General features: G+C 72.3%; 12 protein-coding genes and 5 pseudogenes. 8 read left to right on the forward strand and 9 right to left on the reverse strand.

All coding sequences use genetic code 11. The features are described from left to right. The first annotated feature begins 258 nt into the window (after positions 1 to 258). Entirely contained in the window at positions 259 to 1515 is a 1257-nt protein-coding gene (locus tag ACWCYO_RS27460) for an SLC13 family permease (RefSeq protein ID WP_270150742.1), read from the forward strand. Between the two features lie 14 nt (positions 1516 to 1529). Further along, a complete protein-coding gene (locus tag ACWCYO_RS27465) occupies positions 1530 to 2021 on the forward strand; it encodes a universal stress protein (protein WP_449785680.1) in 492 nt (163 codons plus the stop codon). 262 nt (positions 2022 to 2283) lie between these two features. On the opposite strand, the gene ACWCYO_RS27470 is transcribed toward ACWCYO_RS27465, so the two are convergent. Beyond that, entirely contained in the window at positions 2284 to 4200 is a 1917-nt protein-coding gene (locus tag ACWCYO_RS27470; protein ID WP_449785681.1) for a putative Ig domain-containing protein, read from the reverse strand. Between the two features lie 803 nt (positions 4201 to 5003). Here ACWCYO_RS27470 and ACWCYO_RS27475 point away from each other — a divergent pair. Further along, complete coding sequence (locus tag ACWCYO_RS27475; RefSeq protein ID WP_449785682.1) at positions 5004 to 7148, forward strand: alpha-galactosidase; 2145 nt, start codon at positions 5004 to 5006, stop codon at positions 7146 to 7148. Between the two features lie 106 nt (positions 7149 to 7254). Here the strand turns inward: ACWCYO_RS27475 and ACWCYO_RS27480 are convergent, their stop codons facing one another. From ACWCYO_RS27480 to ACWCYO_RS27500, 5 genes are all read right to left on the reverse strand, one after another. After that, a complete protein-coding gene (locus ACWCYO_RS27480) occupies positions 7255 to 8034 on the reverse strand; it encodes a class I SAM-dependent methyltransferase (RefSeq protein WP_449785683.1) in 780 nt (259 codons plus the stop codon). Positions 8035 to 8269: 235 nt separating this feature from the next. Beyond that, positions 8270 to 10825, reverse strand: a complete 2556-nt coding sequence (locus tag ACWCYO_RS27485; RefSeq protein ID WP_449785684.1) for a glycosyl hydrolase family 95 catalytic domain-containing protein — start codon at positions 10823 to 10825, stop codon at positions 8270 to 8272. A gap of 1 nt (position 10826) precedes the next feature. Continuing rightward, positions 10827 to 10952 (reverse strand): hypothetical protein, encoded by a 126-nt coding sequence (locus ACWCYO_RS27490; protein ID WP_270140101.1) that lies wholly within the window; start codon positions 10950 to 10952, stop codon positions 10827 to 10829. Between the two features lie 196 nt (positions 10953 to 11148). Then, positions 11149 to 11883: a FadR/GntR family transcriptional regulator gene (locus tag ACWCYO_RS27495; RefSeq protein WP_449785685.1), complete on the reverse strand. Its 735-nt coding sequence runs from the start codon at positions 11881 to 11883 to the stop codon at positions 11149 to 11151. Between the two features lie 178 nt (positions 11884 to 12061). After that, entirely contained in the window at positions 12062 to 12538 is a 477-nt protein-coding gene (locus ACWCYO_RS27500) for an ABC transporter ATP-binding protein (protein ID WP_270140105.1), read from the reverse strand. Between the two features lie 246 nt (positions 12539 to 12784). On the opposite strand from ACWCYO_RS27500, the pseudogene ACWCYO_RS27505 reads away from it, so the two are divergent. After that, positions 12785 to 13109 (forward strand): annotated as a pseudogene (locus tag ACWCYO_RS27505) (allantoin permease); the annotation flags it as partial. A gap of 32 nt (positions 13110 to 13141) precedes the next feature. Next, positions 13142 to 13204, forward strand: a pseudogene (locus ACWCYO_RS27510) (hypothetical protein); the annotation flags it as partial. 21 nt (positions 13205 to 13225) lie between these two features. On the opposite strand, the pseudogene ACWCYO_RS27515 reads toward ACWCYO_RS27510, so the two are convergent. Then, positions 13226 to 13345: pseudogene (locus ACWCYO_RS27515) on the reverse strand (biotin carboxylase N-terminal domain-containing protein); the annotation flags it as partial. Between ACWCYO_RS27515 and ACWCYO_RS27520 the strand changes: the two are divergent. Continuing rightward, a pseudogene (locus ACWCYO_RS27520) lies at positions 13334 to 14012 on the forward strand (carboxyltransferase domain-containing protein); the annotation flags it as partial. The pseudogenes ACWCYO_RS27515 and ACWCYO_RS27520 sit on opposite strands and share 12 nt — an antisense overlap. A gap of 211 nt (positions 14013 to 14223) precedes the next feature. Here the strand turns inward: ACWCYO_RS27520 and ACWCYO_RS27525 are convergent. Then, on the reverse strand, positions 14224 to 14775 hold the full coding sequence (locus ACWCYO_RS27525; RefSeq protein WP_449785686.1) for a hypothetical protein: 552 nt from the start codon (positions 14773 to 14775) through the stop codon (positions 14224 to 14226). A 91-nt stretch (positions 14776 to 14866) separates the two neighbouring features. Next, entirely contained in the window at positions 14867 to 16384 is a 1518-nt protein-coding gene (locus ACWCYO_RS27530) for an RICIN domain-containing protein (protein WP_449785687.1), read from the reverse strand. A 502-nt stretch (positions 16385 to 16886) separates the two neighbouring features. Between ACWCYO_RS27530 and ACWCYO_RS27535 the strand changes: the two genes are divergently transcribed. Together ACWCYO_RS27535 and ACWCYO_RS27540 are read left to right on the forward strand one after the other, a co-directional pair. Beyond that, the gene (locus ACWCYO_RS27535) at positions 16887 to 17849 is read left to right on the forward strand and encodes an extracellular catalytic domain type 1 short-chain-length polyhydroxyalkanoate depolymerase (RefSeq protein WP_449785688.1); all 963 of its coding nucleotides are present in this window, start codon (positions 16887 to 16889) and stop codon (positions 17847 to 17849) included. Positions 17850 to 17996: 147 nt separating this feature from the next. Further along, a pseudogene (locus ACWCYO_RS27540) lies at positions 17997 to 19254 on the forward strand (ricin-type beta-trefoil lectin domain protein). Positions 19255 to 19294: the final 40 nt, after the last annotated feature.

The raw sequence follows: 19294 nt of genomic DNA on the forward strand, positions 1-19294 counted from the left end.
CTACGAGTGGGTGTGTCACGAACGCCGAAGGGGGCTCGATGCAGGTAGAGCTTCGTGAGGCGGTGCTGCGTGGAAGACGAAGGTTCTGGCCCTTCGGAGTCGCCCTGCGGGAGGAGGCTCTTGGGAGCGGACGGGGCCGGTTGATCGCGAGCGGCTCGCTGTCCGGTTGGCCGACGTCCGGGTGGGCGGCCGGGCGCCGGTCGGGGCTCTCTGGTTCGATAGGAGCTGCCGTCACCACCAGCCACGAGGAGCAAGGCCCTGAGTACGTCGTTCGCCGAGGCGCTGTCCGTCGGGTTGCTGGTGCTGGTGCTGGTCTGCGCGGTGGTGCGGCCGTGGGGGTGGCCGGAGGCGGTGGTCGCCGTTCCGGCGGCGGGGCTGGTGGTCGCCACCGGCGCGATCCCGGCCGGGCACGCCGTCGCCGAGGCGCAGCGGCTGGGGCCGGTGATCGGGTTCCTGGCGGCCGTGCTGGTGCTGGCGCAGCTGTGCGACGACGAGGGCCTGTTCCAGGCCTGCGGGGCGTGGATGGCCCGTACCTCGGCGGGGAGTGCGCGGCGGCTGCTGGTGCAGGTGTTCGCGGTCGCGTCGGTGATCACGGCGGTGCTGAGTCTGGACGCCACCGTGGTGCTGCTGACACCGGTGGTGTTCGCCACGGCGGCCCGGCTGGGTGCCCGCCCGAAGCCGCACCTCTACGCCTGTACGCATCTGTCGAACACCGCCTCGCTGCTGCTGCCGGTCTCCAACCTGACGAACCTGCTGGCCTTCGCCGCCAGCGGGCTGAGCTTCACCCGGTTCGCGGCGCTGATGGTGCTGCCGTGGCTGGCGGCCATCGCGGTGGAGTACGTGGTGTTGCGCCGGTTCTTCGCCGCCGACCTGGACGCGGGTGCCCCGGCTCCGGCCGGGGCGCGGGCGCCGGAGACGCCGCTGTTCGCCCTCGTCACGGTGGCGGGCACGCTCGCCGGGTTCGTCCTGACCTCCGTGGTCGGGATCGATCCGGCCTGGGCGGCGCTGGCGGGCGCCCTGGTGCTCGCCGTCCGGGCGCTCGTCCAGCGCCGTACCACCCCGGCGGCGGTCGTGCGCTCGGCCGCCGTGCCGTTCCTGGCCTTCGTCCTCGCGCTCGGCGTCGTGGTGCGGGCGGTGGTCGACAACGGGCTGGCCTCCGCGCTCGGGCACCTCGTCCCGCACGGGACCTCGCTGCCGGCGCTGCTCGGCGTCGCAGCGCTGGCGGCCGTCCTGGCGAACGTCATCAACAACCTGCCAGCCACCCTCGTCCTGCTCCCGCTGGCCGTCCCGTCCGGTTCGGGTGCCGTTCTGGCGGTGCTGCTCGGGGTGAACATCGGCCCCAACCTCACCTACGCCGGCTCGCTGGCCACCCTGCTGTGGCGGCGGATCGTGCGTGAGCACGACACCGACGTCGGCCTGGGTGAGTTCACCCGGCTCGGGCTGCTCGTCGTGCCCGCTGCGCTGGTGCTGGCCGTGGTGGCACTGTGGGGGTCCCTGCAGATCATCGGAGCGTGAGGAGGCTGACCGTTGTGACGGTAGTCGTCTGGATCACCGAGGGCACCTGGCCCGCCTGCGTGGACGCCGCCCGCGCCCATGCGCCGCAGGACGCGCAGATCGTCCTGCTGCACGTCAGCGGCCAGGACGTCCCCGGCCTCGCGCACGGGGCGTTCGCCGGTCTGCTGGGGCGCGGCCACCGCGAGCGCGACCCCGGCGACCGGGTGGAGGAGCTGGCCACCGCCTCCGCACGGCAGTTGCTCGACGCCGCGGCGGACCGGCTCGGACGGCCCTGCACCCGGCTGGAGCGCACCGGGCGCACCGAGCGCGAGGTCGTCGCGGCGGCGGAGGGGGCCGGGCTGCTGGTCCTCGCCCGCGACGGCGACCGCACCCGCCTGGGGCCGCACAGCCTCGGCCCCGCCACCCGCTTCGTCGTCGACCACGCCCCCTGCCCCGTCCTGCTGGTCTGGCCGGAGACCGCACCGGGCGCCGACACCCTGCCGCCCCCGCCGGACCATCACCCGTGACGCGACCGGACGTGCGCGGCGGTGGTGCCACGAGGCATCACCGCCGCGAAGGGCTGCGCACACAGCGACAGTTTGCTTGAGCAGATCTGACGAGCCTGGGTACGGTTCGACGCCCCCGTTCCCGGCAGGTACCGGGAACGGGGGCGTGGGGGTGGAACCGGTGAGTCTGCTGCCCGGGGCGAGGCGGTGCGGGAATCCGCCGCTGCGGGATGGGCCCGGCGGCTGGGAGCCGCCGGGCCCGGCGCCGGGACGCGGACCGGGGTCAGCTGGTCTGGATCGCGGTGTCGTCGATCACGAAGCTGGTCTGGAGGGAGGAGTCCTCCACCCCGGTGAACTTGAGGGTGACGCTCTGCCCGGCGTAGGCCGACAGGTCGACCGTCTTCTGGGCGTAGCCGGTGTTGTGGTCGAGGTTGGAGTAGGTGGCCACCGTGGTGCCGTTGACGGTCACGGTGAGCTTGTCGTACTGGGCCGTGGTGGTGGTTTCGGCCGTGTCGATGTGCAGCCAGTAGCTGAGGGTGGCCTTGCAGCCCGTCGGGATGGTGACGGCCTGGGAGAGGGTGTCGGTGTGCGAGGTGCCGTACCCGTCCAGCCAGGCCTTCCAGGAGCCGCTGTGGGCGGGCTCGGACGACGAGTTGTCGATGACGCCGCTGGTCGCGGTCCACGGCGCGGCGGAGCCGGTCTCGAAGCCGGGGTTGCCGAGCAGCTGGGCCGGGGTGCAGGAGCCGCCGCTGCCGCTGACCGTCCAGCCGAAGCTGGTGGAGCCGGTGGCTCCGGTGGTGTCCTTGGCGGTGGCGGTGACGTTGTAGCTGCCGGCGGTGGTGGCGGTGCCGGTGATCAGGCCGGTCGCGGAGTTGATGGACAGACCGGTCGGCAGGCCGGTGGCCGAGTAGGTGTAGCTCTGGCCGGAGGCCGAGTCACTGGCCTGGATCTGCAGGCTGACCGAGGCGCCCTGCGCGGTGGTCTGGTTGCCGGGGTTGGTGACCGTCACCGTGTTGCCCGTCGAGCCGCCGCCCACGATCGGGTGGGAGATCGCGCAGGAGTTGGTGTCGTTCGACCAGCTGGCCTGCTCGGCCCAGGTGCCGAAGCTGCCGAAGGTGATGTTGGCCGCGCCGCCCGTGGTGCCCGGGGACAGCCAGGCGCACTCGTCGGAGTTCTCCTGGCCGTTGTACGAGCTGCCCGACACGTGGTTGGTCCAGCCGCCGGCCGGGTTCTGGTCGGACATCATCTCGTGCCACTCGTGGCCGAGGGTCATCGTGAAACCGTCCAGCGTGCCGGGCGAGTTGACGAAGCCGACGCCGCAGCCGGAGCCCGAGTCGATGTTGTAGGGCTGGTTGCTGAACGCGACGTCGCCGTACGGGGAGGTCACCGCGCCGCCGGTGAGCGTGGTGTCACCGTTGTAGTCGTGCCAGGCGCAGTACTGGCCCTGGTAGTTGTCGGGGTTGGTGCCGTGCGGCGACATGATCACGTAGTAGGCGTCCCGGTTGGCCGCCGCCGTGGTGTTGCCGAAGTGCGCCGCCGCGTTGACGGCTTCCTGGCCGAGCTGGTGCCCGGTGGCCGCGCTCGGCGACGCCGCCGCGTTGTCGTACCACACGCCGGCCAGCACCCCGCCGGCCTGGTACGGGATGAAGTTCGCGTTCGAGGGGCAACTGGTGGCGCCCACGGCCACGTTGGGCCCGTCGCACCATTGCGTCAGGTCCGCGGACCACAGCTCGTTGCCGGTGCCGATGCCCTTGAACATCTGCTGGGCGGCGCCCGCCGCACCGGCCGAGTCCCCGGAGAACTTCGCGTTCCCGTTGGCGTCCGTGCTCTGGGTCCCCCACTGGTTGCCGTAGAAGACCAGGTAGACCTTGGAGTGGCCGCTCTGGACACCGATGCCGTCGATCCCTCCGCCGTAGGAGAGGGTCTGGGGGCCGGTGGCCGCATCGGCGCTGGTCTCCTGATGGGTGGCGGCCCACTGCTTGATCTTCTCGTTCTGCGCGATGGTGGGCACCGCGCCGTGCCGGTAGGGGTGCTGGTAGGCGGGGCTGTACGGGTTGGTCACGGTGCCGTTCTGCGACGACACCGGCTGGTCCGCCGCCTGGGCGGCGCCGCCGGTTGTCAGCGCGGCGGTGACGAGGGACAGCGAGGCGACGGCGGCCAGGGCCAGCCTTCTGCTCGCACGGCTACGGGGAACGCCCATGTGTGGGGGATCCTCTCTCCCGCCGTCTCCGGCGCCGGTCGGCCCGGATGACGGCTCGTGGCATGACGGGGTACGGCGATCACACGGGCGAGAGGCGCGTAGAATCGGGGGCGGCCCGTGCTAGCCGGTAGTGCTGTGGGGGGCTGACGCGCAATGACCGACGCCGCGTCAGCGAACTGAGCACCAAGCGATGGTGGAGCAGCGGTACCAGCGCCGGCCGCCGGCCCGGGGGCTTCGGCAGGGGGCGTGAACCGAAGAAAAGCAGCGGTGACGGGCCTCAGTCAACGGGTAGCGCGAAAAGAGGGATGGGCGGGCCGCCGAAACCCCTGGGCGGGAAGAATCCGGCGAGGAATCGGCAATGGGATCCTCAAAGCCGATCGGTCACCCGCCCGACAGACCGGGGCCGCCGACGGAGGGAAGATCACTGCCCGAAGTCAGTGGCGGGCGCCCCCTCGCCGTGGCGGTCTCCAGGCGTCCGAAGAACATTTCCCGATCGTGGCAACCTCTGTGCGTGCGGCGGCGACTGAGAGCTGACCGAGGCCGAGACCAAGGCCAACTCCGTCCCAGAGGGAACAAGCCCTTGCGCAACGGCGGACGTGCTATCCCTACGAGTGCACTCTGCCGGTCAGGCCTGGAATCGACCTGCCCGCGCGGGGAACCGACGCTGGGTCAACGCACCGGACAGAAGCATACTGTTAGCGTTCACATAGCAAGGGCCAAAAGACGGACAACCCAGTACGGGCACGGCACGACACGGCTCGTTGACCGCTACCGTGACCGCACACCCCCTGAACGAGGACGAAATGACTGAGGCGAACCTCGTCGTGCTGTCGGCCGGTGACGCGGCCCTCGCGCTCGACACCACCGGCCCCGAACTGCCCCGGGTGCTGCACTGGGGCGTCGATCCCGGCCTCCGCGCCGGTGACGCCGCGCAGGTGCTCGACGCCATGGGCCGGACCTCACGCCACCAGGCCGGGAGCCTGATGCCCTCCCAGGGGCGGGGCTGGGGCTGGTTCGGACGTCCGGCGCTGGCCGGGCACCGCGACGGCCGGGTCCGCCCCCTGCGGTTCGAACTCGCCGAACCGGTCGCCGTACACGCCCGGGACGGCCGGGGCGGCACCGTCCACGTGCGGGCCCTGGACCCCGGCGCGGGGCTCGCGCTGGACACCGAGCTGCAGATGACGGAGCAGGGCGTGGTGCGGCTGCGGCACACCCTGACCAACACGGCGACGGACACCTACACCCTGGACGTGCTGGCGTGCGTGCTGCCCGTCCCCGCCCACGCCGCGCAACTGCTGGACTTCGCCGGCCGCTGGGCCCGTGAGCGCTCCCCGCAGCGCTCCCCGCTGCGGCACGGCGTCTGGTCCAGGGAGAGCCGCCGCGGCCGCACCGGCTTCGACGCCGGGCTGCTGCTCGCCGGCACCGAGGGCTTCGGCTTCCGGCACGGCGAGGTCTGGGGCGTGCACCCCGCCTGGAGCGGCAACCACGTCCAGTACGCGGAGCGGCTGGCCGACGGGACGACGGTCCTCGGCGCCGGCGAACTGCTGGACGCGGGCGAGATCCGGCTGACGGAGGGCGAGTCCTACCGGACCCCGTGGGTGTACTTCGCGACCTCCGGCACGGGTCTGGACGGGATCAGCCGAGGATTCCACGAGATGCTCCGGGCCCGGCCGCAGCACCCGACCAGCGCCCGGCCGGTCACCCTGAACATCTGGGAGGCGGTCTACTTCGACCACGACCCCGAGCGGTTGCGCGCATTCGCGCAGACCGCGGCGGCGGTCGGCGTGGAACGGTTCGTCGTGGACGACGGCTGGTTCCGCCACCGCCGCCACGACCGGGCCGGCCTCGGCGACTGGTACGTCGACGAGAAGGTGTGGCCCGACGGACTGCGCCCGCTCGCCGACCACGTCCACGGCCTCGGCATGCAGTTCGGCCTCTGGTTCGAGCCCGAGATGGTCAACCCCGACTCCGACCTGGCCCGCGCCCACCCCGACTGGTTCCTCGCCGACCCCGAACGCCTCCCGTTCGAGCAGCGCAGCCAGCACGTCCTGGACGTCGCGCATCCCGACGCCTACGCCTACCTGCTGGAGCGGATCAGCACCCTCGTCGGGGACCTGGGCATCGACTACATCAAGTGGGACCACAACCGCGACCTCGCCGATGCCGTCCACGCCGGCCGACCCGGCGTGCACGCGCAGACGACGGCGGTCTACCGGCTCCTGGACGAACTGCGGGGCCGCCGTCCCGGGCTGGAGATCGAGTCCTGCTCCTCCGGCGGGGCCCGCGCCGACCTCGGCATCCTCGAGCGCACCGACCGGATCTGGGGATCGGACAACATCGACCCGATCGAGCGCCAGGCCATCCAGCGCTGGACCAGCCTGCTGCTGCCCTACGAGCTGATCGGCTCCCACGTCGGCTCCGCCCCCGCCCACATCAGCCACCGCGACACCGCACTCGCCTTCCGCTGCGCCACCGCCCTGTTCGGCCACGCCGGCATCGAATCCGACATCTCCGGTTGGCCGCAGGAGGACCTGACCGCCTTGACCGCGTGGGTCGGGGCCTACAAGCAACTGCGGCCGCTGCTGCACGGCGGCGACGTCGTCCGCACTGATCACCCCGACCCGGCCGCCTGGGTCCACGGCGTCGTCTCCCGGGACCGGACCCACGCCGTCTTCGCCTACGTCCAGCTGGACACCTCCGTCGCCGAGAACGGCGCGCCCGTCCGCCTCCAGGGGCTGGAGCCCGCGACCCGCTACGCCCTGCGGGTGCGCCCCGAACTCTCGTCCCCCGAGGAGACCTGGCCCGCCTGGGCACGGCGGACGTCCCCGCTCACCCTGACCGGGCGGTACCTGGCCCAGGTCGGCCTGGCCGCCCCGGGTCTGGCCAACCGCCCCGGCCACGCGCTGGTGATCGAAGCACAGGCTCAGTCACCCGCCGCGCAGGACTGACAGGACTGGTGGGAGCAGGCCGCACGAGCCCAGGCAGGAGTCACAACTCACCCAACCCGTGCGGCCCTTCTCACGTCACGACGCGAGCGGAGCTGCGACGCGGGTATCAGGCCGGAACGGACCGGATCACAACCAACGAGCCCTCGTAAAAGGGCTGTTGCCGTAGGGCGCCGAACCGGGCGTCCCATGCTCCGCTGTCCAGGTCGCCCCGCAAATTCGCGGCGAATCGTTCGCGCGACTGCTCGTCGACGAAGCTCCACGCCGAGCACGCCTGTCGAGCACCGGGGTCGAGCAGCATCTCGGGGCGCGCGTAGTACGCCTCGTTGAAGCCGTCGGTGCAATCAACGGGTATCGGCACCCGGGTCACCGTCGTGCGTCCGCCGAGAACCTCGGCCAGCTCCGCGATCACCGGATACCGGCGCGCCTCCGTGTCCAGCACCTCCGGCGCGTACTCGTACAGCCAGAAGTCCCGAACGAGATCAGGGTCACAGGTCAGCACGACGACCGGGCCGCGTGCCACCCGGCGCATCTCGCGCAGCCCTGCCTTGAAGTCGCTCCACTGGTGCACGCTGAAGGTGGTCATCGCCGCGTCGAACGCATCATCGCGGAACGGCAGGTTCTCGGCCGCGGCATCAACGGCGGCCGACAGGTGCGCGGGGCGCTGGGCACGCATCGACGCCGACGGCTCAACCGCCGTCACCTCCAGCGCCGCCGACTCGTATGACCCCGCCCCGGCCCCGACATTGACCACCGTGCGCGCCCCACCCAAGGCGGCGGTGATCGCCTGCTCGATCCTTGCGTCCGGCTGCCGGTAGGTGGCGTACCCACCGCCTATCGTGCCGTAGTCCGCATCCCCTGCACTGCCGTCCGCCCCGCGTTCGCTCATGATCCAAACCTAGCCACGCTGTCAACACTCCACCGGCCACCGCGCCCCGGGTCGCCGACCGGAAGACCCCGCTGAGCCTCCAAACCACCACCCACACGGTCACCCGGCACCACGGCGCCGCGGTGGCCAACTCGCGCTGCTCCCCGACCTCGAAGACCGTTCGCGAGGTCACCAGGCCATCACCGGCCCGGTCTGCGGCGGTTCGGCCAACACTGGCCGACAACGCCAAGAACGGTCAGTGGCCGACGTCCGGTCCCGGGTAGGCGAGCCGGTGGCAGCTACCGGCCGCCAGCCGCAGCCGCAGCCGTCGCCCGTCGTCCGGAGCCGTGGTCACCGCAGCCACCGCAGCCAGGTTGCCCTGCTCATCGGTCACGACGGGAAGGCCCGTCCGGTCGGGCAGGTGCAGGTCGACCGTGACGTCCCGGGCGGCCCGCAGTTCCGCTCCGGTCAGCACACCCCGGCGCCAGCTCAGGCCGACCGTGAGCCCGCCCCGGGCACGCAGGCCGCGGACGTCGCCGTCCGGCCAGGACGGCGGCAGTGCGGGCAGCAGCCGCAGGACGCCGTTGTGGCTCTGCAGCAGCGACTCGGCGATGGCCGCGGTGATACCGAGGTTGCCGTCGATCTGGAAGAGCCGGGGCGGGTGCAGGTCGAACAGGTTGGGGGCGATCGACGTGGCGAGCAGGCGCTCGACGGCCTGCCCGGTGAGGGCGCCGTCGCCGAGGCGGGCGGCGAGCGCGGCGACCCAGGCGAGGCTCCAGCCGGTGCCACCCCCGCCGTGTTGCAGGCGGCGGTCCAGGGCGCGGCGGGCCGGGTCGAGGAGGGTGTCGTCGCCGAGCGGGTCGACGGCGCTGCCCGGGTAGAGGCCGTAGAGGTGGGAGAGGTGGCGGTGGCCGGGGTCCTCCTCGGGGAGGTCGTCCCGCCATTCCAGCAGGCGCCCGTCGCCGGCGAGGGCCGGGGGCCGCAGCCGGGCGCGGAGGCGGGCCAGTTCCGCCGCCAGTTCGTGGTCGACGCCCAGCTCGCGGGCGGCCGTGACGGTGTTGTCGAGGAGTTCGGCGGCGAGCCAGTAGTCCATGGTGCAGCCCGCGTCGACGGCGCTCAGGGTCCCGTCGGCGAGCCGGAAGTGGTGCTCGGGCGAGGTGGACGGGCAGGTCACCAGTGTGCCGTCGGCATCCTTGACCAGCAGGTGGGCGAGGAACCGGGCGGCCTCGCGCATGACCGGGTAGGCGCGGTCGGCGAGGAAGGCGCGGTCGCCGTGGAACAGGTGGTGGTCCCACAGGTGGGCGGCCAGCCACGGGCCGGCCATGGGCCAGTGGGCCCAGACCGGGTCCCCCTGTACGGGGTTGGTGGCGCGCCAGAGGTCGACGTTGTGGTGGCAGCACCAGCCCGGCGCGTCGTAGTAGGCCCGCGCGGTGGAGCGCCCGGCCCGGGCGAGGTCGGCGACGAGATCGAACAGCGGCCCGTGGCACTCGCCCAGGCCGGTGGTCTCGGCGGGCCAGTAGTTCATCTGGAGGTTGATGTTCGACGTCCAGTCGGAGTTCCACGGCGGGGTGACGTCGTTGTTCCAGATGCCCTGGAGGTTGGCGGGCTGGGTGCCGGGCCGCGAGGAGGCGATCAGCAGGTAGCGGCCGTAGGCGAAGAGCAGGGCCACGAGCCCGGGGTCCGCGCCGCCCGCGTTCGCGGCGGCGAGGCGCTCGTCGGTCGCGAGCCCCGCTGCCGCCCGGGGCGCCCGGTCGTGGAGCCGGAGTTCGGCTGCCCGGAAGAGTCGCTGGTGGTCGGCCGTGTGGGCGGCGCGCAGCCGGTCGAATTCCTCTGTCCCGGCCTGGTCCAGCCATCGGTGGGCCTCGGCGAGCGCCGCCTCGGGGCCGTCCGGCCGGCGCCGCCAGTCGCGGTACCCGGTGCCGACGGCGACCAGCAGCACCGCCTCGTCGGCACCGGTGACCTCGATCCCGTCGTCGCCGGAGCCGACGCTCCCGTTCACCGCGCGCACCCTGACGGCGGCCGCGAATCCCGTGCCCTCGTCCTCCCGGTACGCCGTCGACCCGCCGTGCCAGGACGCGACGCGGACCGGAGCACGTCCGTGGACCGACACGGTGGCGCTGTAGGGTTCGGCGGCCGGGGCCGCGGCCGGGTGGGGCGTCGTGAAGCTCGCGTGGAAGGAGAGGGCGCCGGGCGTGTCCGCGCTGAGCCGGACGGCCAGTACGCCTGCGGGGGCGGAGACGAAGCTCTCGCGCCGGTACCGCACCCCGCCCGCCGTGAACGACACCGTGTGCACGGCCGCGTCGAGGTCCAGGGTGCGGCGGTAGGCGGCGGCATCGCCGTCGCCGCAGGACGGGAAGGTGAGCAGGAGGGTGGCCAGCGGCTGGTACGCCTCCGCGTCGGGGCCGGCGAAGTGGGCGGCGGCGATCGCGTGGGCGGCGGCGTGGTCGCGGCGGCGCAGCACCGCCTCGCGCAGGGCGGGCAGGTGGTCGGCGGCGCCCGCCCGGTCCCGGGGGCCGGGCCCGCCGGACCACAGGGTGTCCGCGTTGAGCTCGATCCGCTCGGTGTGCACGCCCCCGTACGTCATGGCGCCGAGGCGGCCGTTGCCGAGCGGCAGCGCCTCCAGGAAGCCGTCGGCGGGGCGGCGGAACCAGAGGGTTTCCGCAGCGGGCTGCTGGGTGTCCGTCAGCACGGTGTCCGTCCCTTCGTGGGCGGTGCGATGCCCGTCGTGGGTCCGTACGGGCCGGAAGAAGGCGGTCAGGGGGCGGTACTGGCGTTCCCGTGGCGAACGCCGCTCGGACGGGGGTGTCGGCACGTCAGGGCTCCTCGGTCGCAGGACACCGCTCGTGGTCGAGCCGGGCGGAGGCGAAGCCGTCGATGACGGGCGTCGCGCCGAAGCCGGCCCCGGCCACGCCGTCCGCCGGGTCGATCCAGCGGATCACGAGCGCAGCGGGGTTGTGAACTGCTGGCGACTGAGGCCGTTTCAGTGTGCATAGGTGTCCATGCATTAGTCACGCCGGATGGCCGCCGACTCCGGTTCGTCGAGCCAGGTCTGCGGGCGTCGGCCCGACTCCCAGACGTGGTGGTGCGCGTCGACTCTCACCCGCGATCGCTCCTCGGCCAGTGATGGACGGCAGGTCAGGTGGTACGGGGGTGGTCCGGCTGCGGCCGCGGGGCGGCGGGGATCCGCTCCCCCTCGGCCAGGTGGTCGCGCAACCAGCGTTCGGTGGTGTTGACGTGCATCAGTGCGGCGGCCTGGGCGAGGTTCGGGTCGCGGGCGACGAGGGCCTGGTGGATCGCCTCGTGCTCGGCGATGGTCCGCCCGGCCGCGTCCGCGTCGGCCAGGCCCCGCCAGGCCCGGGCGCTGAGGGTGCGCCCGGAGATGTGCTCCAGCAGCGTGGCCAGCGTCTCGTTGCGGGTGGCGCGGACCACCGCGCGGTGGAAGGCCGCGTCGTGCTGGAGCAGCAGTTCCACGTCGTCCTGGGCGTCCCGCATGGCCGACAGGTGCCGTTCCACCTCGGCGAGGTCCTCGTCGGTGATGCGGGTGGCGGCCAGCGCGGTGGCGACCGGCTCGAAGAGCCTGCGCACCTCGGTGAGTTCCAGGACGGTGTCCCCCTGGAGCAGCTCGACCGCGCCCCCGAGGCCTTCCAGCAGCAGGCCGGGGGCCAGGCTGGTCACGTAGGTGCCGTCGCCGCGTCGGATCTCCAGGACCCGGGCGACGACCAGCGCCTTGACCGCCTCGCGCATCAGGTTCCGGGACAGGCCGAGCTCCGCCGCCAGCTGCTGCTCCGGGGGCAGCTTCGACCCCGGGGGCAGCTCGCCGTCGCGGATCATCTGGCGGATGCGGGCGATGGCTTTGTCAGTCAGGGACACGCCGCCAACGTAGCAGGTGATCCCATGTCTCGGAAGGCATCCGATCACACTCCTTTGTCGACTGGCGTAAGTGAACAGGCAGTTCGCCACCTCCCAGCCTCACGCCCCCACGTCGGAGGCCGGTTCACCCGTGGACACATCCCATGTATCGCGGCGACGAGCGGCCGAAGGGGGCCGCTCAGGATTCGGCGTAGGCCGTCGCCTGGATTCCGTAGAGCTCGGCGTAGCGCCCCTGCCGGGCCAGAAGTTCCTGGTGCGAGCCGATCTCTTCAAGGCGTCCCCGGTCGAGCACCAGGATGAGGTCGGCACCGGTGACGGTCGAGAACCGGTGCGAGAGGATCACAGTGATCGCCCCGGTGCGTGCGGCGAGTTCGCGGGCCCGGGCCATCTGGCGCTGGAAGACCTCCTGTTCGCTGGGCACGTCCAGGGAGGCGGTGGGCTCGTCCAGCCCGAACAGCAGCGGCTCGCGGCGCGTGGTCGCCCGCGCCAGGGCGGTCTTCTGCCACTGCCCCTCGGAGAGGTCCACCCCGTCGACGGTGATCCGGCCCGAGTCCGGCCGGTAGAACCGGTTGAGCAGCTTGACCAACGTGGTCTTGCCGGAGCCGTACTCGCCGACCACGGCGACGACCGTCCCGGCCGGGATGGTGAGGCTCACGTCCTCCGGGGCGAACCGGTCGGTTCCGGGGTGCCGGTAGCTGACCCGGTCGCGACGGGCGCCTCGACGAGGGCTACCGGGCCCTGCACGCCCCCGTCGGCGACTCGGTGGCCGTGGTGCTGGAACGCGCCCAGCGCGCCATGTCCCAGATGGCCGTGCACGCCGACCGCCTCTGAATCCCCACCTCTCATCGCACCCGCACCCAGCACCCCCGCCCCACACCACCGCACCCCGGAAGGGCTGGCCATGAGCACCACCGAGTCACACCTGACGACGACCACGCGACACCGCCGCCGAGAAGAGCCAGGCGACGAAGGAGACCCTGGAGGACTACACCCTCCGCTTCGCGCCCCGCAGTTACCGTCGCCGGACCCCGATGGTGGTGGCGACCACCGCGCTCGGCGGCATCGCCTACATGGCCGACTTCTCCATCGGCGCCGGCATCGGCCTGGCCCACGGCACCGGTAACGCGCTCCTGGCGATCGCCGTGGCGGCCGTGGTCATCTTCGTCACCGGCTTCCCGCTCGCCCACTACGGCGCCCGCTACAACATCGACCTCGACCTGATCACCCTGCGGACAGCTACCTGCGCGCCGACCTGCTGCTGGAGGCCGCCCGGGCCACCGGTACGGGAGCGGCCCACCCCGGCTACGGGTTCCTCTCCGAGAACGCCTCCTTCGCCGCCGCCGGCGGGTGCCGGGCCGAGTCGTACGGCTTCGTCGGCCATCCGGACGTGCGGGGCGTTGCGGTCGGCGTCGGAGTACACCGCCACCGTGCGCAGCCCGAGGGCGTGCGCACTGCGCTGGATGCCGACGCCCTGCGCCGCACCCCCGCCCTGCTCGCCCTCCCCACGAACGCCCGGCCGGACGACGACGGCGGCGTCCTCGCCCGCCGCCCGGCCACCGACACCGCCCCCGAGGTGACGCACCGGCGCGGCGCCGAGGACAACCTCCTGGTCGAGTACGGTCCGATGAGCCTCGACCTGTCACTGCGCATGCGCGTCCACGCCCTCGCCCAGCACCTGCCCGCACCGCGCCCGGCGGGACTCGTCGACATCACCCCGGGCGTGCGCTCCCTGCACCTGCACACCGATCCCGACGCACTCCTCCTGCGCACCCTCCTCGGTCTGCTCCAGGAGGCGGAGGAGCACTCCCCGCGACCGCCGACCTGACCGTGCCCAGCCGGGAGGTCCATCTCCCGCTCTCCTGGGACGACCCCACCGTCCAAGAGGCCATCGACCGCTACACGGCCTCGGTCCGCGACGACGCGCCCTGGAACCCGTCGAACCTGGAGTTCATCCGCCGCATCAACGGCCTGGACAGCGTGGAGGACGTCGGCGGGCCGTGTTCGCCGCCCAGTACCTCAGGCTCGGCCTGGGCGACGCCTACCTCGGCGCCCTGGCCACCACCCCGCTCGACCCCCTTCACCGCCTGGTCACCACCAAGTACAACCCGGGCCGCATCTGGACCGCCGAGGGCGAGTCGTCGCGCCGAGGCCGTGCTCGCCGGCGAGCGGGCACCGGTCCCCGCGGAGCACGGTGCACTCCACCCGGTTCGTGCTCACCCGAACTACACGTGATCTCCGCAGAAGCCTCGCGCCGGGCCGGTGTCGCGAGCGGGACGGCTCTGCGTAGGCTCCACAGATCACCCGTCACGGCATGCGGGCACCTACGGAAGATCGAATGAGCTACTGCACGTTCTGCCAACGGCATCTCAACGGCGCGCTCTCCTGCCCCGGCTGTGGGCGGCCGAGCGAGGCGCTCCCGCAGGAGGAGCCCGGACGCCCGGTCACGGACCCGCCCGCCGCGGCTCCCGCCCCCCGGACGGCCCGGCGGCGAAGGACCCGGCGGCGCGGAGCCCGGCTCACCCTGGCCGCGCTCGGTGTGGCGGCGGGCGGACTGGCCACCGCCGTGGTGGCCTTCGGCCAGAGCGACGGCGCGACGGTCCCGCTCCCGTCGGACAGTGCCGCGGCATCCACGACGACGGCCAGGCCCTCCGCCTCGGGGCCCGCGAGCGTTCCCCCGGCGGCGTCGGCCGCGCCGAGTACGGCGAGCCCCACGGCGCAGCCGTCGGCCGCCGGTGCCCGACCCAGCGCGTCGCGGACGACCGCCGCGCCGTCGCGCTCGGCCGCCCCGGCCGAGCCGTCCGCTCCGCAGCCCGCGGCGCCCTCCGCGGCGCAGCCCACCCGGCACTCCCCCAGCCCGGCCACCCCCACGGCAACGGCGACCCCGGACTGCAAGCAGTTCCTCTTCTGGTGCGTCTGACCGGACGAACGGCGCCGGCCGCCGCCCGTCGAACGGGTGGCGGCCGGGCCCGTCGCCGTCAGCCGGTCAGGACAGGGTCCAGCTCTCGCCGGCCGCGCTCGAACTGCCGCCGGTCTCCTGGTCCACCGCCGCTCCCTGCGTGGTCGAGCCGCCGGTGCCCAGGGTCAGGCCGCTGGCGGCGTTGACCAGCGCGTACGTGCTGCCGGTGAGGCTGCCGGTGAGGTCCAGTGCCCACTGCTGGTTGGTGCCGCCGTTGCAGGTCCACTGCTGCACCTGGACGCCGGTGGCGGTCGAGTAGCCGGGAACGTCCAGGCACAGTCCGCTGTTGACGCTGGTCAGGGCGTAGACGTTGTCCGCCAGCCTGGTGAGCTTCCACTTCTGGTTGGCACCGCCGGTCGACGGCCACTGGATGACCGCGCCCGCGTTCGCGGTGGAGGCGCCGGACACGTCCAGCAGCATCGAACTCGCCTGGTTGGTGAGGGTGTAGGTACCGGTAGAGGGTATTCCGCCGCCGACCGACCAGGTGCCCGTGGAGGTGTCGAGGGACCAGGTGGGGTACTGGCCGAGGTTCAGCGTCCTCCCCCTGACGGTCAGCGGCAGCCAGATCAGCTCAGAGGCGCCCAGGTCGCCGGTGTCCCAGCGGTCGCCCGCGTAGATGTACGTGCTGCCCGAGGAGCCCTGGACGGTGATGATGTTGGCGGTCTGGCTCCCGTACGTGTTGGTGCCGGGGGCGGCCACGTCCTTCCAGGGCGACCATGGTCCGCTCGGGGAGGTGGCGGTGGCGTAGACGTTGTCGTTGAGGTACCAGCCCGACAGGTGGGAGCCCATCAGGTAGTAGATGCCGCCCACCTTCGCCATGGCCGGGGCCTCGATGCTGCCACCGCCCAGGAGCGCGACCGAGCTGTCCACCGAGAGGTAGTCGGCGGAGAGCCGGTCGATCCGCAGACCGCCGCTGTTGCGGTCCTCCGTCAGCAGGTAGGCGGTGCCGTCGGATTCCTGGAACAGGCCCAGGTCACGGCTGACGTTGCCCAACGGCCGGAAGCTGCCGCGGTAGACGTACGGGCCGCAGGGGGTGCGGCTGGTCGCCACGCCGGCCCTCGCCTCGGAGTAGTCGGCGCTGTCGATGTGCACGTACATCACGTACGTGCCGGTCGACGCGTTGTAGATGACCTTCGGCCGCTCGACGATCCGGTTCGGCCCCAGGTCGCCGCTGCTCCGCTTGGCCAGTGCCACCCCGTGGTAGGTCCAGCCGCCGAGGTCGTCGGAGGTGTAGCAGGGGATGTCCTGGAACGAGGTGTTCGCCGACGTCTCGCCGGTCTTGTCCTCGCCGAAGCCGTACCAGGTGCTCCCCACCTTGACGATGCCCAGGCCGTGGAGCTGGAGCGTGTTGCCGTTCTGGTCGGTGCGGGCGGCTCCCGGGGTGAAGGGCACCGGGGCCGCGGCCGTCGGCGCGGCCCCGGCCGCCTGGGCCTGGGCAGCGGGCAGCAGCACCGCCGTGAGGACTCCGACCAGGGCGAGGAGCCCGGCCAGTGCGGTTCGCCACCGGCCGAGCGGTCGGCCGTCGCGAGAAGGACTGTGGAACAAGGGTTTCACCTCTCCGTGAGGACGTGCCTCAACACCGGATGCGTCCATGACATTAGGTGGACTAACTCTCAGAGATCGGGTGTTTGTACAGAGTTGTGACAGCGTTCGCCCTCCGGAGCCGTAAAGTTGGCGTGATTCATCGGATCAATGGACGGCATGTGCGGGATCGACGGCCACCCAGAACCGATCCGGGGCCACGCTCCCCGCCCGGAGCACCCGGACGCCTCGCACGCCCCCGCCACGGTGAAACTTTCACCGGCAGAACCGGGCCCACCGGCCGTACCGCCGGGCTGCCGGGGAGGGGCCCGTCCATTCCTTGACAGGTAGCGGTCACTGATGCACCGTCATCAGTCCGAAACACCACCGAAACACCGACAGGCACCCTATCCTGATGCTCCGTCTCAAATGTGAACGCTCACATGACCGGGAGCGAACACCCGCGGGATCCCCGGGCACGCCTGCTACCGCCACCGCCGTCGGCACTCCACGAAGAAGAGGTTCCATGCTGCGCTCCCGGCACTTGAAGTCCCGCCTGCTCGCCGCACTCCTGGCCATCGGCGCCGCGTTAGGGGCGAACCTGGCCGCCGCGCCCCAGGCCGGCGCCGCCTCGTTGACCCAGGTCACGAACTTCGGCAACAACCCGACCGGCCTGCAGATGTACGTGCACGTACCCAACCGCGTCAAGGCGCACCCGTCGGTGCTGCTGGCGCTGCACGGCTGCCAGGGCTCCGGGCCCTACCTGTACGCCAGCACCGACTTCGGAGCGCTGGCCGACCGGTACGGCTTCGTCGTCATCTACCCCTCGACCAACCCCGGCGGCAGCTGCTGGGACGTCTCCTCCGACCAGGCGCTGCGGCGGGGCGGCGGCAGTGACCCGGTCGGACTGATGTCGATGGTCACGTACGTCGAGCAGCACTACAACGGGAACCGCGACGCCGTGTACCTCACCGGCGAGTCCTCGGGCGGGATGATGACGAACGTCATGCTCGCGGACTACCCGGACGTGTTCAAGGCGGGCGCGGCGTTCATGGGCGTGCCCTACCACTGCTTCTACACGGGCACCACGCGCGGCTGGAACGGCCCCTGCGCCGGGGGCCAGGTCTCCATGACCCCGCAGCAGTGGGGCGACCTGGTGCGCCGTGCCGATCCCGGCTACACCGGGCCGCGGCCCCGCGTGCAGCTGTGGCACGGCACCACCGACCCGATCCTGAACCACCGCGACCTCGGCGAGGAGACCAAGCAGTGGACGAACGTCCTCGGGGTGGGCCAGAACCCGTCGTCCACTGACATCCCGGCCGCCAACTGGAACCGGAGCCGGTACACCGACCGCTCCGGCAAGACGCAGGTCGAGTCCTACAGCATCGCCGGTGCCGGGCACGAACTGCCGGTCAAGGGAACGCAGATGGCCGCCTACGCCATCCACTTCATGGGCCTGGACGGCACCAGCCCCACCCGCGCCTCCTGACCCCGCCACGGCCGGGCCGACCACCTCTCGGCCCGGCCGCCCACACCCCCGCTGCCGAAGCGCAGCGTGAAGGCAGAGCGCATGACACGCAGATCCCCGTTCGCGCCCCTCGTGGCCCTGGTGGCCTTCATCGTGGCCGTGATCGGCATGGCTCCGGGCACCGGCTCCACCGCGGCCGCCGCTCCGGTCAGGGCAGCGGCCGGCACCGGCGGCTGCGGCAGCGCACCGTAGGTGGCGCGCGGCACCCACACGATCGCCAGCGGCGGCCAGAGCCGCAGCTACATCCTCAGGGTCCCCGCCGGGTACGACCGGAACCACCCGTACCGGCTGGTCTTCGGGTTCCACTGGGTGGGCGGCACCGCCAACGACGTCGACTCCGGTGGCACCGACGGGTACAACTGGTCCTACTACGGGCTCAGGCGGCTGGCGGACAACGCGAACAATGGCACCGTCTTCGTCGCGCCCCAGGGCCTCGGCAACGGCTGGGCCAACTCCAACGGCCAGGACGCCACCTTCGTCGACGACATGGTCAGGCAGCTCGAAGCCGGCCTGTGCATCGACCAGACCCAGCTCTTCTCCACCGGTTTCGCTACGGCGGCTCGATGACCTACGCGCTCGCCTGTGCCCGGCCGACGGTCTTCCGTGCGGTCGCGGTCTACTCGAACGCGAACCTCAGCGGCCGCGCCGGCGGGACGCACCCGATCGCCTACATGGGGCTCCACGGCCTCCGCGACAACGTCTGGGCATCGGCGGGGGACGGGCACTGCGCGACCAGTTCGTCAGGAACAACGGCTGCGGCCCGCAGAACCCGACCGAGCCGGCGTACGGCAGCCTGACGCACGTCGTCACCGCCTACTCCGGGTGCAAGTCCGGGCATCCGGTCGTCTGGGCCGCGTTCGACGGGGCGGGCCACGACCCCGGCCCGATCGACGGGTGCACCTGCGACGGCTGGCACACCTGGACGTCCGGCGAAGTGTGGAAGTTCTTCAGCCAGTTCGGCTCCTCCACTCCCCCGGCCGGCGGCAACCAGGAGATCGTGGGCCGGGCGTCGGGCCGTTGCGTGGACATCAACGCCCTCTCCACGGCCAACGGCACGCAGACCCAACTGTGGGACTGCAACGGTGGGGCCAACCAGCGGTGGACCTACACGGCAGGCAAGCAGCTCATGGTCTACGGCAACAAGTGCCTGGCCGCCTCGGGCACCGGCAACGGCGCCGCGGCGGTGATCTCGGACTGCAACGGGCAGGCCGACCAGCAGTGGAACATCGGCTCCGACGGCGCGATCACCGGAGTGCGGTCGGGCCTGTGCCTGGACGCCACCGGCACGGGCCCGGCGAACGCGACGAAGATCCAGCTCTGGGCCTGCTCGGGCGCGGGCAACCAGCAGTGGAGCCTGCGCAGCTGAACAGGGCTTCGGGACCGGCCTCCGCCACCGCAGGACCGGT

The organism is Kitasatospora sp. NPDC001683, assembly GCF_053596495.1.